Annotated in this window: 10 protein-coding genes and 1 riboswitch; of the genes, 9 read left to right on the forward strand and 1 reads right to left on the reverse strand. The window is 66.7% G+C overall.

Annotation, left to right across the window (positions count from 1 at the left end):
* The first annotated feature begins 44 nt into the window (after nucleotides 1-44).
* From ACVIJ6_RS09890 to cysC, 6 genes are all read left to right on the forward strand, one after another.
* The gene (locus ACVIJ6_RS09890; RefSeq protein ID WP_456772563.1) at nucleotides 45-764 is read left to right on the forward strand and encodes a hypothetical protein; all 720 of its coding nucleotides are present in this window, start codon (nucleotides 45-47) and stop codon (nucleotides 762-764) included.
* Between the two features lie 173 nt (nucleotides 765-937).
* Nucleotides 938-1,474, forward strand: coding sequence for a L,D-transpeptidase (locus ACVIJ6_RS09895; protein WP_456776950.1), 537 nt, complete (start codon nucleotides 938-940; stop codon nucleotides 1,472-1,474).
* Nucleotides 1,475-1,639: 165 nt separating this feature from the next.
* Entirely contained in the window at nucleotides 1,640-3,670 is a 2,031-nt protein-coding gene (locus tag ACVIJ6_RS09900) for a methyl-accepting chemotaxis protein (RefSeq protein ID WP_456772564.1), read from the forward strand.
* Nucleotides 3,671-3,777: 107 nt separating this feature from the next.
* Complete coding sequence (locus ACVIJ6_RS09905) at nucleotides 3,778-4,797, forward strand: sulfotransferase family protein (RefSeq protein ID WP_456772565.1); 1,020 nt, start codon at nucleotides 3,778-3,780, stop codon at nucleotides 4,795-4,797.
* Nucleotides 4,794-5,762, forward strand: a complete 969-nt coding sequence (gene cysD, locus ACVIJ6_RS09910) for a sulfate adenylyltransferase subunit CysD (protein WP_456772566.1) — start codon at nucleotides 4,794-4,796, stop codon at nucleotides 5,760-5,762. The genes ACVIJ6_RS09905 and cysD overlap by 4 nt, the downstream gene beginning before the upstream one ends.
* Entirely contained in the window at nucleotides 5,762-7,657 is a 1,896-nt protein-coding gene (gene cysC, locus ACVIJ6_RS09915) for an adenylyl-sulfate kinase (RefSeq protein ID WP_456772567.1), read from the forward strand. The genes cysD and cysC overlap by 1 nt, the downstream gene beginning before the upstream one ends.
* Before the next feature lie 28 nt (nucleotides 7,658-7,685).
* On the opposite strand, the gene ACVIJ6_RS09920 is transcribed toward cysC, so the two are convergent.
* Nucleotides 7,686-7,916, reverse strand: a complete 231-nt coding sequence (locus ACVIJ6_RS09920) for a DUF1674 domain-containing protein (protein WP_456772568.1) — start codon at nucleotides 7,914-7,916, stop codon at nucleotides 7,686-7,688.
* A 196-nt stretch (nucleotides 7,917-8,112) separates the two neighbouring features.
* On the opposite strand from ACVIJ6_RS09920, the gene ACVIJ6_RS09925 reads away from it, so the two are divergent.
* The 3 genes from ACVIJ6_RS09925 to purH all read left to right on the forward strand — a co-directional run bounded on the left by ACVIJ6_RS09925 (nucleotide 8,113) and on the right by purH (nucleotide 13,173).
* A complete protein-coding gene (locus ACVIJ6_RS09925; protein ID WP_456772569.1) occupies nucleotides 8,113-9,465 on the forward strand; it encodes an RsmB/NOP family class I SAM-dependent RNA methyltransferase in 1,353 nt (450 codons plus the stop codon).
* A gap of 241 nt (nucleotides 9,466-9,706) precedes the next feature.
* The gene (locus tag ACVIJ6_RS09930) at nucleotides 9,707-11,422 is read left to right on the forward strand and encodes a heparinase II/III family protein (protein ID WP_456772570.1); all 1,716 of its coding nucleotides are present in this window, start codon (nucleotides 9,707-9,709) and stop codon (nucleotides 11,420-11,422) included.
* Between the two features lie 53 nt (nucleotides 11,423-11,475).
* Nucleotides 11,476-11,556, forward strand: a riboswitch (ZMP/ZTP riboswitch).
* Nucleotides 11,557-11,580: 24 nt separating this feature from the next.
* Nucleotides 11,581-13,173 carry a bifunctional phosphoribosylaminoimidazolecarboxamide formyltransferase/IMP cyclohydrolase gene (gene purH / locus ACVIJ6_RS09935; protein ID WP_456772571.1) on the forward strand — a complete coding sequence of 531 codons (1,593 nt, stop codon included), beginning with the start codon at nucleotides 11,581-11,583 and terminating at the stop codon, nucleotides 13,171-13,173.
* The last annotated feature ends 74 nt before the right edge of the window (nucleotides 13,174-13,247 follow it).

Raw genomic sequence — 13,247 nt, forward strand, 5'->3', positions numbered from 1 at the left:
TCTTGCTTTTTGCGGGCGGGATCGGGCCATCGGCCGCGCAGCTCATGCCGCAGTCGCCCGAGTTGAAGACATCGATCGCGTTCTTCTACAGGGATCCGCGGATCGAAACCCTCACCCATGTCTTTGCGACCCTGACCTCGGAAGGACGCGATTGGACAGCCTACCCGCCGGTCGCCGGCTTGCTGGCGCGGACGTTTGCGCTGCATCCGGACTGGATCGACCGGCTGGCGCCATCAAGCGGAGACAGCAAGGCCGCCTCGGCCTTCCTCGCCGCCGTTCGGCTTTCGGGCCATACCGCGGAAGCCGGCAAGTACCGCAGCCGCTTCGGCCCGAACGACCTCGACTCCACGCTGGAGGATCAGTTCGGCAACGCGCCAGCCCGGCTCGAAAACATCGAGATCAGGACGCCGACCGACCTGGACCTTCTGTGGGGGGCGTCTTTCGCCGAGGGTGACGGCCGTTATGTGCACATGATCCTCGACTTCTTTGCTTCGATCACCAATCAATCTGAGCTGATTGCACTCGACACCGCACGCATCACCGTCGCGATGGTGGGCGGGCCGAAGGATATCTACGACGCACTGAAACAGCGCTATGACGCGGCCCAACGCGGCCGGATGGTCGTTGCAGCCGCTGCTCTCTGGGCCACCGGGTCGAACGTGCGCCAGCACGACTATGTCCGGCAGGAGACGACGGCCTACATCCACGACCATCCCGGCACCTACGCCGTCCGGGCACTGTCGGCGATCACCGGCATCAAATAGAGCTGCCCGGCGCCGGCGCAGCCCCTGTCAGGAACCGATCAGACCGCCACAACCCGGTTTGCGGGCGAGTGTTGTTTTCGGGTCATTTACTTGGCCGGGAAGTTTTTCTTTCCTCGAATCGTCCGGTGTGGAGCGGCCGCACGGGAACCAGGCAGACAGAAGAGAGAATGACGATGCGGTTCGCGGCGATCAGGACGGCGACGGCAAAGGCGGTGGCGTTCGCAGCGGCCGCTCTGGGCGCAGGCTTTGCCGCGACCGCTCCCGCGTCGGCCCGCCCCGAGCTGGTGGACATGGCCGGCGACTTTTCGCCTGGCACAATCGTGGTGAAGACCGGCGAACGAAAGCTCTACCTCGTGCTCGATGGCCGCCACGCGATGCGCTACCCGGTCGGCGTCGGCAAGGCCGGGCGGCAATGGGCCGGCACCACCAAGATCGACGGCAAGTACAAATATCCGGCCTGGGCGCCGCCGGCCGAGGTCAAGCGCGACAAGCCCAACCTCCCCGACGTCATCGCCGGCGGCTCGCCGCGCAACCCGATGGGCGTCGCCGCCATGACCTTGGCGGGCGGCGACTACGCCATCCACGGCACCAATGTGCCGGGCTCGGTCGGCGGCTTCGTCTCCTATGGCTGCATCCGCATGCTCAACGCCGACATCACCGATCTCTATGAGCGGGTGCCGATCGGCACGACCGTCGTGGTGGCGCGCTGAAGCGCGGTCCGGCTGGAGCTATCGCAGCCGGGCGCCAGAGAACGAACTCCCCGTTAACGACATGTCCGCGGAACTTTTTACCTGTAGTTGTACGGGGTCGAGGATTTATATCTTGTTTATCTTGGTTGCGCCAACTACCCAATTACAACTTTGGGGAGTTGGTGCATGTTTCGGTTCAATTTCAAGATAGGGACGAAACTCGGGATTACGGCCGGGATCGGGGTGGTTCTGGTGGCCGGCATGTTGGCCAACCAGATCATCGGCAACCAGTCGATCGAACAGTCCAGCAAACTGGTCGTGATCAACACGGCCAACCGGGCCAACGCCCAGGCCGCAGAAGCGGCGATGCTGCGGGCGCAGATCAGCGCGCAGGACATCAGCACCGTTGCCGCACCGGATCGCCTGCAGGCCAGCTTGCAGGCGCTGCAGGACCACCTCGCCGCCGCGGCCAAGGAGGTTGACGCCGCGCGCCAGCGCGCGACCCGTGCGGTGGCGCGTGAGATGTATGGCGAGATCCGCACGCTGATCGACAGAGCGGCGGCGGCCGGGACCGACTATGCCAAGGCGCAAGCCGACGTACTCGCCAAGGTCGCCGCGCGCGGCCAGGCGTCTGAGGCCTGGGAACGAGGCTTTACCAAACTCTTGACCAGCCCCAGCCTCGCCGCCTCCCCCAATCATTTCAGCCTCGAGCCCGAGTTGCGAGCCGCCGACGCGGCGCTGGCGGCCGTCCGCGCGGCAAGCTGGCACTTCGCCAAGACCGGCGATGTCAAGCAGCGGGATGTCGCAACCGCGGGCGTCGATCGGCTGGTCGCAGCCCTGCAGAAGGCACGCAGCCTTGCCGGCGAGAAGGACCTGCAGACAGGAATCGACGAACTGATCGCCATCGCGACCTCGTTCAAGACGGCCGCGCTGGATTATTTCAGGGCCGATGAGGTCAGCAAGCGCGTCTTCAACGACAATGTCGCGACCACCTCGAAGGAGATCGCGAAGCGCATCGGCGAAGCCGCCACTATGGGCTCCGAAATGATGGCGCTGCGCCAGAACCAGCTGGTCGCAGAGCTGGAGCGGGTCGGCACTGTCGCCCTGATCGTCGGCGCGCTGGTCGTGCTGGTGCTGATTGGCTCCGCGGTCTTCTCCTCGCTCAGCATCGCGCGTCCGATCCGGCGGGTCGGCGAGGTGCTGCTCGAGCTCGCCGGCGGCAATAAATCGGTGGCGATTCCCTACACCGAGCGCGGCGACGAGGTCGGCGACAACGCGCGCGCGGCCAGCACCTTCAGGGACAACCTGATTCGCATCGAGCAGATGGAGCTCGCCCAGAAGAACCAGGACAAGATCGCCGCGCAGCAGCGCAAGGCGGAGATGATCAAGCTCGCAGACGCGTTCCAGGCCGCCGTCGGCGGCATCGTCACCACCGTGTCGTCAGCGGCGCATCAGCTGGAGGGGGCCGCGGGCACGCTGTCCGGCACCGCCAACCAGACACAGGTCTTGTCCAGCATGGTGGCCGCAGCCTCGGAGGAGGCCTCGACCAATGTCGGTGCGGTGGCCTCCGCGACGGAGGAGATGAGTGCTTCCGTCACCGAGATCAGCCGCCAGGTTCACGATTCCAGCCGCATCGCCAACGAAGCCGTCAAGCAGGCGGAACGCACCGACGCCCGCATCAACGAACTGCAGGCCGCCGCGGGCCGCATCGGCGACGTCGTCAAGCTCATCACCGCGATCGCCGAACAGACCAATCTGCTGGCCCTGAACGCCACGATCGAAGCCGCTCGCGCCGGTGAATCCGGACGCGGATTTGCCGTCGTGGCGAGCGAGGTCAAGGCGCTTGCGGCCCAGACCGCAAAAGCCACCGAGGACATCGGCACCCAGATCGCCGGAATGCAGGCTGCGACGCAGGAATCGGTCGCTGCGATCAAGGAAATCGGCGCAACCATCACGCAGATTTCCGACATCGCCGCGACGATCGCCGCCACGGTCGAGCAGCAAGGCGCTGCCACCCGCGAGATCGCGCGCAATGTCGGCGAGGCGGCCAAGGGAACGGCCGAGGTCGCGGAGCGGATCACGGAAGTGAACCGCGGCGCCAGCGCGACCGGCAACGCATCCGGCCAGGTGCTGGACTCGGCGCGCTCGCTCACATCCCAGAGCAGCAATCTCAAGACGGAGGTGGAGAGATTTCTAGAGACCGTGCGCGCGGCGTGACCCATTCGGCACGGCCGCGCGCCACGGCCGTGCCGTCGCCCGCCGATACGCGGGCCGGATTTTTTCGAACTTAAAGATTTTTTTTGAACTCATAAGGGAGCGAACACATGATTCTCGATGTGACATCGGCTGACTCCATTGCCCATATGGCCGCGCTGATCAGGGCCGAGCACCCATCGCTTGACACGATGCCGCTGTCTCCCGTCGGCGCATTCCAGAGCCGGACGGTCGCGCTCACGACCTTGATGCGCGAGGTGACGGATTGCCTGGCTGACAACTTTCGTGATCGCGCGGCGCAGGATTTCCCGATGCTCTATTTCGCATGCGGCAAGGCGCGCGTCGGATCGACCGCACTGAGCAACCTGTTCGGCATGACCGGAATGCCGTCTTACTATCAGCCATTGAAGGCCATGCTGCGCGATGCGATGGTCGGCCGGCCGCTGACGCCCTGGGTCATTCCGTCTGCCACCCGCGAGCCGAACCTCTTCAGCAAGGAGACGATCGGCCCTTACGTCCTCGCGGAGAGCCTGTTCAATCCGCTGCAGCTGCTGATAGAGGCCGGGTACCCGCCGTCGCGGCTTCACCTCATCGCGCTCGACCGCGAGCCGGCGAGCGCGCTCGCGTCCTGGCTGGACAAGCTGATCTCGCGGGCGTCGGACAGCACGCTGCTGGCGCATTACGTCGTCGCCGCGCTCAGTGCCGCCCGGGTCGCAAGCTACGCCAGGCAGCACGGCATTCCTGTCACCCATTATGTCTACGAGGTCAGCAAGGAGCCGCTTTCCTCGATCCGGGTGCTGTTCGAGCGCCTCGGCCTGTCCGGCATCTTCGCGGAGAAAGCCGTGACCTCCTGGCAGGAGCCGGGGCAGGCGCAGGAGACCAATGCGAGGGTGATCTTTCCCGCCGAGGCGACCATCTACAAGGTGCCCAATCTCCACACCTCTGACAGCGCCTATCGCTACCAGTTCCGGGCGACAAACTCGCTCAGCGACCATCAGCTCGTCGTCCTGAAGCGCTGCGGCGTCAACGACGTCTATCGCAACTCGGTTGCGGCCTGCGTTCGCGACCTCGACCTGAATGCGGCGACGGCGGCGCGCCTGTTCGGCGAGCGTGCGGGAGTGGCGGCATGAGTTCGCTGCGTCACGCGACCGAGATCGCAACCACGCGCTGGCCGGCGGCTGCGGAGCCGCGGCCAGCGGCGCTCAACCATCTGCGCCAATTGGAGGCCGAGAGCATCGCCATCCTGCGCGAGGTCGCAGCCGAGTTTCGCAAGCCGGTCATGCTGTATTCGATCGGCAAGGATTCCTCGGTCCTGCTGCATCTGGCCATGAAGGCGTTTCATCCGGCCAAGCCGCCATTCCCGTTGCTGCACATCGACACGACCTGGAAGTTTCGTGACATGATCGCGTTCCGGGACCAGCGGGCGCGGGAGCTCGGACTCGAGCTCCTCGTCCACGTCAATCCGGAGGGGCTGGCGCAGAAGATCAGCCCCTTCACGCATGGTTCGGCGCTCTACACGGACGTGATGAAGACGCAGGCGCTGCGCCAGGCGCTCGATGCGCACGGCTTCGACGCCGCGATCGGCGGCGCGCGCCGCGACGAGGAGAAATCCCGCGCCAAGGAGCGCATCTTCTCCCATCGCAGCGCCACGCATCGTTGGGATCCCAAGAACCAGCGTCCGGAGCTCTGGCACCTGTACAACACCATGCTGGCGCCGGGCGAAAGCATGCGGGTGTTTCCGCTGTCGAACTGGACCGAGCTCGACGTCTGGGATTACATCCAGCTCGAACGCATCCCGATCGTGCCGCTGTATTTCGCCGCACGCCGCCCGGTGGTCGAGCGCGACGGCGCGCTCATCATGGTCGACGACGAGCGCATGCCGCTGCGGCCCGGCGAGACGCCGCAATGGCGGTCGATCCGATTCCGGACGCTCGGCTGCTATCCGCTGACCGGCGCAACGCCATCGACGGCCTCCGACCTCGCCACCATCATCCGCGAGATGAGGACGTCGCGGACATCGGAGCGGCAGGGCCGCGTGATCGATCGCGACAGCGCCGCCTCGATGGAGCGAAAGAAGGTGGAGGGCTATTTCTGATGGCTGTCCGCGAACCGGTTCTGGGACGGACGCGCGAGTCCACCGCAATGTCCACCGATGACAGGCCGACGCTGCACCTCGTCACCTGCGGCAGCGTCGACGACGGCAAGAGCACGCTGGTCGGGCGCCTGTTGTATGATTCGAAGATGCTGCTCGACGATCAGCTCGACGCACTCGCCTCGGACAGCAAACTCGCGGGCACGGCCGGTCCGGCCCTCGATTTCGCGCTGCTGGTGGACGGGCTGCAGGCCGAGCGCGAGCAGGGCATCACGATCGATGTCGCCTATCGCTTCTTCGCGACGCAGCGCCGCCGCTTCGTCATCGCCGACACGCCGGGCCACGTCCAGTACACCCGCAACATGGCCACAGGCGCATCGCACGCGGACCTTGCCGTGGTGCTGATCGATGGCCGCAAGGGCGTCATCAGTCAGACCCGACGGCACACCCACATCCTCGCGCTGCTCGGTGTGCGCCACGTCGTGCTGGCGGTCAACAAGATGGACCTGATCGGCTTCGACGCTGACCGCTTCATGGCGATATCGTCTGATTTCCGGAGCATGGCGAAGCGGCTCGGCATCGCCGACGTGCAGTGCATCCCGGTGGCAGCTCGCGACGGCGACAACATCTTCCGCGCCAGCCCGCGCATGCCCTGGTATGCGGGACCAAGCGTGATGGCGCATCTCGAATCCATCGACGTCACCGACGGCATCGATGACCGGCCGTTCCGCTTCCCGGTGCAATGGGTCAATCGGCCGAACGCGGACTTCCGGGGCTATAGCGGCCGCGTCGTCAGCGGCACAATCCGGTGCGGCGACGCCGTGGTGGTGCACCCTTCCGGACGCAGGAGCCGCATCTCCGGCATCGTCACCGCCGATGGCCGGCTGCAACAGGCGGTGGCGGGAGAGTCCGTGACCCTGCTGCTCGCCGACGAGGTCGACGCAAGCCGCGGCGACGTGCTCGCATCCGGCGCACCGCCGGTCGTGGCGGACCGGATCGCGGCCCATCTGATCTGGCTCGACGACGCCGCCATGCAGGCCGGTCGCCGCTACCTGCTCAAATCCGGAACCTCATCGACCGGCGCCGTCATCTCGACGCTGAAACATCGCGTCTGTATCGACACGATGGCGCAGGAGACCGCGCAGACGCTGGAGGCCAACGAGATCGGCTACGCCGATCTGACGCTCGATCGGCCCCTGGTCTGCGATGCCTATCGCGACAGCCGCGATCTCGGCAGCTTCATCCTGATCGATCCGGTGAGCCGGCGAACGGTGGCAGCGGGCTTGATCGATGCGCCGCTGCGGCACGCAGCCGATGTCCGCTGGCACACACTCGACATCGATAAGACGGTGCGGGCCGGACTGAAGCAGCAGAAGCCCTGCGTGCTGTGGTTCACCGGACTGAGCGGCGCCGGCAAATCGACCATCGCCAACCTGGTCGACCGAAGGCTGTGTGAGCTCGGCCGTCACAGCGCACTGCTCGACGGCGACAATCTCCGTCACGGCATCAACCAGGATCTCGGCTTCGCGCCGGAAGCACGGGTCGAGAACATTCGACGGGTCAGCGAGATCGCGGCGCTGTTCGTCGATGCCGGCCTGATCACCCTGGTGTCCCTGATCTCGCCGTTTCGCGCCGACCGCGACGCCGCGCGCCGACGTTTCGCCGATGGCGAGTTCATCGAGGTCCACGTGGCCACCCCGCTCGCCACCTGCGAGGCGCGCGATCCCAAGGGTCTGTATAAGCGCGCACGCGCCGGCGAGCTGTCGAATTTCACCGGGATCGACCAGCCCTACGAAGCGCCCGACCGGCCGGAGATCGCGATCGACGGCGCGACCATGTCGGCACCGGAGGCGGCCGACCTGATCGTGAGCTATCTGCGCGAGCATCACTATTTCTGACCGAAGAGCCGCGGTGGGGCGGCTCACGTCAGAAATCCGAGATGATGCCCTTGTTTTCCCAGTCGCCGTAGCGGGTCGGTTCCGGCCCCTTCGGCCCCTGCAATTCCTTGGGCCTGGGCGTCGCCTCCTCCGCTGCGCGGCGACGCCGCTCCTCTGCCTCGGCCAGCGCGCGCTGCGCGGCCGGCGTCAGCGGCTTTTTCGGCGCCTCTTGGCTCGCGACGACGGATAATGCGGGCTTGCGCGGGGGCTCGTTGCTCATCCTACCATTCCACCGTTAATCCGGATCATTCCCGACCTCATCAGATCGTGTGCCCACGGCCGATGAAACAGGTCTAAAAAAAGCAGAGCCGATTCTTACATTTGGCATATTCCCGTGGCAGAGGTCCCGCAAGCTGATGGCAAGCACCGGATCGTCGCGGAACTGCCTTTCTTCTTTTCGCGAGTAATCTCCAGGCATGCCCCCGCCGCGTTTTGCGACCTCTTCCGAAGTCCCTGGCCTTGCCGCTCGGCGAATCGCCGCCGACGTCGTCGACGGCGTTCTGCACAAGCACCGGACGCTCGATGACCAGCTCGACGGCACCGGCGCGCATCCGGGACTGAAGCAGCTTGCCGATCGCGATCGCGCGCTGATGCGCCGGCTGGTGGCGACGACCCTGCGGCGGCTCGGCACGCTCGGCCATGTGCTCTCGCGCCTGTTGGATCGCGGCGTTCCGACCGACGCGCCGCGGGCACAAAGCGCGCTTCTGATCGGCGCGGCCCAGATCCTGTGGATGGATGTTCCTGACCATGCCGCCGTCGACCTGTCGGTGCGGCTGGTGCAGGCCGACCGTCGCGCCGCCAAATATGCCGGGCTCGTCAACGCCGTGCTGCGTCGCTGCGCGCGCGAGGGCGCCGGGCTGCTCGATGACGTCCAGGGCCAGCCGCTCGACATTGCGCCATGGCTGCTCACCCGCTGGATCGCGCACTATGGCGAGGCGACAGCGAAGGACATTGCCGCCGCACTCGGCCAGGAGCCGTCATTGGACCTGACCGTCAAGTCGGACGCGGCGCAATGGGCGGCGCGGCTCCATGGCGAGGTGCTGCCAACCGAAACCGTCCGCACCTTGCTGCATGGCTCGGTGACGGTGCTGCCCGGCTTCGCCGAGGGACAATGGTGGGTGCAGGACGCAGCGGCGGCGCTGCCGGCCCGGCTGTTCGGCGACGTCGCCGGCAAGACCATGGCCGACCTCTGCGCCGCGCCCGGTGGCAAGACCGCCCAGCTCGCCCATGGCGGGGCGCATGTGACGGCGGTGGACCGTTCGCCGGCCCGGATGGCGCGGCTGAAGGACAACATGACGCGGCTGCAGCTCACGGCCGAGACTGCGGTGGCCGACGCCGCCGAATGGCAGCCAGCTGCGGCAGGCGGTTTCGACGGCATCCTCGTCGACGCGCCCTGCACGTCGACCGGGACCATTCGCCGCCATCCTGACGTGGGCTGGCTGCGGAGCGAAGCCGACATCGCCGCGCTGTCGAGCGTGCAGCGCCGGCTGCTGACCAGGGCCGCCAGCCTGCTCAAGCCCGGCGGGATGCTGGTCTACTGCACCTGCTCGCTCGAGCCTGAGGAGGGTGAGCACGTGGTCGAGAGTGCGCTCGCCGATACGACCGAGTTACGCCGGGTCCCGATCACGCCAAGCGAGGTGGCGGGATTGGCCGAGCTCATTACCGAAGCGGGCGATCTGCGCACATTGCCCAGCCACCTGCCCCACCAGGACCCGCGGCTGGGCGGCCTGGACGGTTTTTACGCGGCCAGGCTGGAGCGGCGGCCATGAGCGTGCCATCGTGCATGGGTTGCACCGGCCTGCGCCGGTAGCGGTTGAGGGCTTTCGCGTTGCGTTAGTCGTTAAATCCTGATTTCGCACCACATTTTGGCTCCGCGATGGTGCTGCACCGAGACCAAAAATGGTGTATCGGCGGCAGTCGCGATCCACTATGGGTCGCAACCGGAATCCCTTCTCAAATCCAAGGCTTGGCGTGCCCGCCGCTCAACGCAGACGCATATCGACGCTGGTTTTGGGCCGCTTCGCGCGCAGCCTGATCTCCAACGTCAGCGGTGTGTCGGTATCATTGTCCGGCGTATGGCCGGGCCGGGCCGATCGGCTGATCATTGCTCCGCACGATCTGCGCACGTCGGACGCCACGCGGGCCGCCGAGATCTATGCCGGCCGCTTCGTCTTCGCCGGCAAGATCGTCACCTGCCATGGCCGTTCGATCTTCGACCTGGAGCCGCCCTCGGAGGATTGGGAAGTCGCGCTGCTCGGTTTTGGCTGGCTGCGACATCTTCGCGCAGCCGACACCGCGCTCACCCGCGCCAATGCGCGGGCGCTGGTCGACGACTGGATCACCAACCAGATCGGCCGCCACCCGCTGAGCCGCCGCGCCGACGTGCTGGCGCGCCGGGTCATCTCGCTGTTGTCGCAGGCGCCATTGGTGCTGGCCGATTCCGACGGCAAGTTCTACCGGCGCTATCTGCGCGGCCTGACCCGCGAGATCCGCTTCCTGCGCTATTCGACCATCGACATCCCCGATGGCGCGCCGCGGCTGCAGGTGCTGATCGCGCTGTGCTATGCGGCGCTGTGCCTCGCCAACCAGGCGAAGCACATCCGCAGCGCCAGCCGCAAATTGTCCGACGAGCTGCAGCGGCAGATCCTGCCCGACGGCGGCCATGTCTCGCGCAATCCCGGCGCCCTGATCGAACTTCTGATCGACCTGCTGCCGCTGCGCCAGACCTTCGCCGCGCGCAACATCGCGCCACCGCCAGCGCTGCTCAACGCGATCGATCGCATGATGCCGATGCTGCGCTTCTTCCGTCACGGCGACGGCAACATGGCGCTGTTCAACGGCATGGGCGGCACACCGTCCGACCTGCTGGCGACGCTGCTCGCCTATGACGACACGCATGGCACGCCGATGGCGAGCATGCCGCATTCCGGCTTCCAGCGGCTCGATGCCGGCGCGATGACGGTGATCGTCGACACCGGCCCGCCGCCGCCGCCGCATCTGAGCCACGAGGCGCATGCCGGCTGTCTCGCATTCGAACTGTCATCCGGCGCGTGCCGCATCGTGATCAATTGCGGCATGCCGTCGACCGGACGCGAGAACTGGCGCACCTTCGCCCGCAGCACCGTGGCGCATTCGACGCTGACCTATCACAACACCTCGTCCTGTACCTTCGTCGAGATGTCGGCGATGAAGCGCCTGCTGCACGGCGCGCCGATCGTCTCCGGCCCAACGCGGGTCGAGAATTTCCGCGAGGTCGTGCCGGACGGCACCGTGCTGTCGACGTCCCACAACGGCTATGCCGCCAAGTTCGGCCTGATCCATCGCCGCGTGCTGGTTGCGGCCGAGGATGGCTCACGGCTCGACGGCGAGGACACGGTGACGCCGGCGCAAGGCGCCCGGCTGCGCGGCGGCGGCTCCGACTATGCGCTGCGCTTTCACCTGCACCCGGCGGTCAAGGCGAGCCGGCTCAGCGACGGCCGCGGCGCGATGCTGGTGCTGCCCAATCGCGAGGTCTGGACGTTCGAAACCTTCGAAGACCGGGTCGAGCTGGAGGACAGCGTGTTCCTCGCCGGCAATGACGGCCCGCGCCGCACCACCCAGCTGGTGATCCGCCAGGACGCGCAGCAGGCGGCCTCGATCCGCTGGAGCTTCGTGCGCTCGTCGACCTCGCCGAGCGACAGCAACGGCCGCCGCAACGCGCGGCGGGAGCCCGAACCGCCGCTGTGAGCGCGGCGTCGGGAACTGCCCGTTGTCGCGACGGCCAAAAGCTGATATGAGCCCGGCTCTCGCGCGACTGGCGACTTTGGATGGAGCACCATCGGGGAGCGCGGGGTAGATCGCCGTGCGCCTGGGCAAATTGAACTCCTGCAACAGGACTCTTTGCCATGACAAACCAGCTTCGTCCCGTTCACCGTGCTCTGCTCTCCGTGTCCGACAAGACCGGCTTGGTCGAGTTCGCCCGCTCGCTCGCCGCACGCGGCATCGAGCTGATCTCGACCGGCGGCACCGCCAAGGCGATTGCCGATGCCGGCCTGAAGGTGAAGGACGTCTCCGACCTCACCGGCTTCCCGGAAATGATGGACGGCCGCGTCAAGACCCTGCATCCGAAGGTTCACGGCGGACTGCTCGCGATCCGCGGCAATGACGAACACGCCGAGGCGATGAAGACCCACGGCATCGCGCCGATCGACCTGCTGGTCGTCAATCTCTACCCGTTCGAGGCCACGGTCGAACGCGGCGCGCCGTTCTCCGACTGCATCGAGAATATCGACATCGGCGGCCCGGCGATGATCCGCGCGGCGTCGAAGAACCATGAGGATGTCGCCGTCGTCGTCGACGTCAATGATTACGACGCTGTGCTGGAAGACCTCGGCCGGCATGAGGGCTCGACCACGCTGCTGTTGCGCCGCCGCCTTGCGGCCAAGGCCTATGCGCGCACCGCGGCCTATGATGCCGCGATCTCCAACTGGTTCGCCGCCACCATTCAGAACGACGCGCCGGATTACCGCGCCTTCGGCGGCAGGCTGATCCAGTCGCTGCGTTATGGCGAGAACCCGCACCAGCACGCCGCTTTCTACGCGCTGCCCGGCCGCCGTCCCGGCGTCGCCACGGCGCGCCAGGTGCAGGGCAAGGAGCTGTCCTACAACAATATCAACGACACCGACGCCGCCTATGAATGCATCGCCGAATTCGACCCGGCGCGCACCGCGGCCTGCGTGATCGTCAAGCACGCCAATCCGTGCGGCGTCGCCGAGGGCCCGGATCTGATCACCGCCTATCAGAAGGCGCTGGCCTGCGATTCGACCTCGGCATTCGGCGGCATCATCGCGATGAACCGCAAGCTCGACGCCGCCACCGCGCGCGCGATCACCGGCATCTTCACCGAGGTGATCATCGCGCCCGACGCGACCGAGGAGGCGATCGCGGTCATCGCGGCGCGCAAGAATCTGCGGCTGCTGCTGGCCGGCGCCCTGCCCGATCCGCGCGAGGCCGGCCTGACGGCAAAGACGGTTGCCGGCGGGCTCCTGGTGCAAAGCCGCGACAATGCTGTCGTCGATGACATGACGTTGAAGGTCGTGACCAAGCGGGCGCCGACCGAGGCCGAGCTGCGCGACCTGCGCTTCGCCTTCCGCGTCGCCAAGCACGTGAAGTCGAACACCATCATCTATGCCAAGGATTCGGCCACTGTCGGCATCGGTGCGGGCCAGATGAGCCGGGTCGATTCGGCCCGCATCGCGGCGCGCAAGGCACTGGATGCCGCGAGCGAGCTGAAGCTCGCCGAGCCCCTGACCAAGGGATCGGTGGTCGCCTCCGACGCCTTCTTCCCGTTCGCCGACGGCATGCTCGCCTGCATCGAGGCCGGCGCCACCGCGGTCATTCAGCCCGGCGGATCGGTGCGCGACGACGAGGTCATCAAGGCCGCCGACGAGCACGGCATCGCCATGGTGCTGACTGGCGTCCGTCATTTCCGGCACTGATGCGATCGGATTGCCGGGCTTGCCCCGGCAATCCATCGTCCAGCGAGGCTGGTCGAACTGAGATGGCTGCGCGG

Source organism: Bradyrhizobium sp. USDA 4369, from assembly GCF_054056435.1.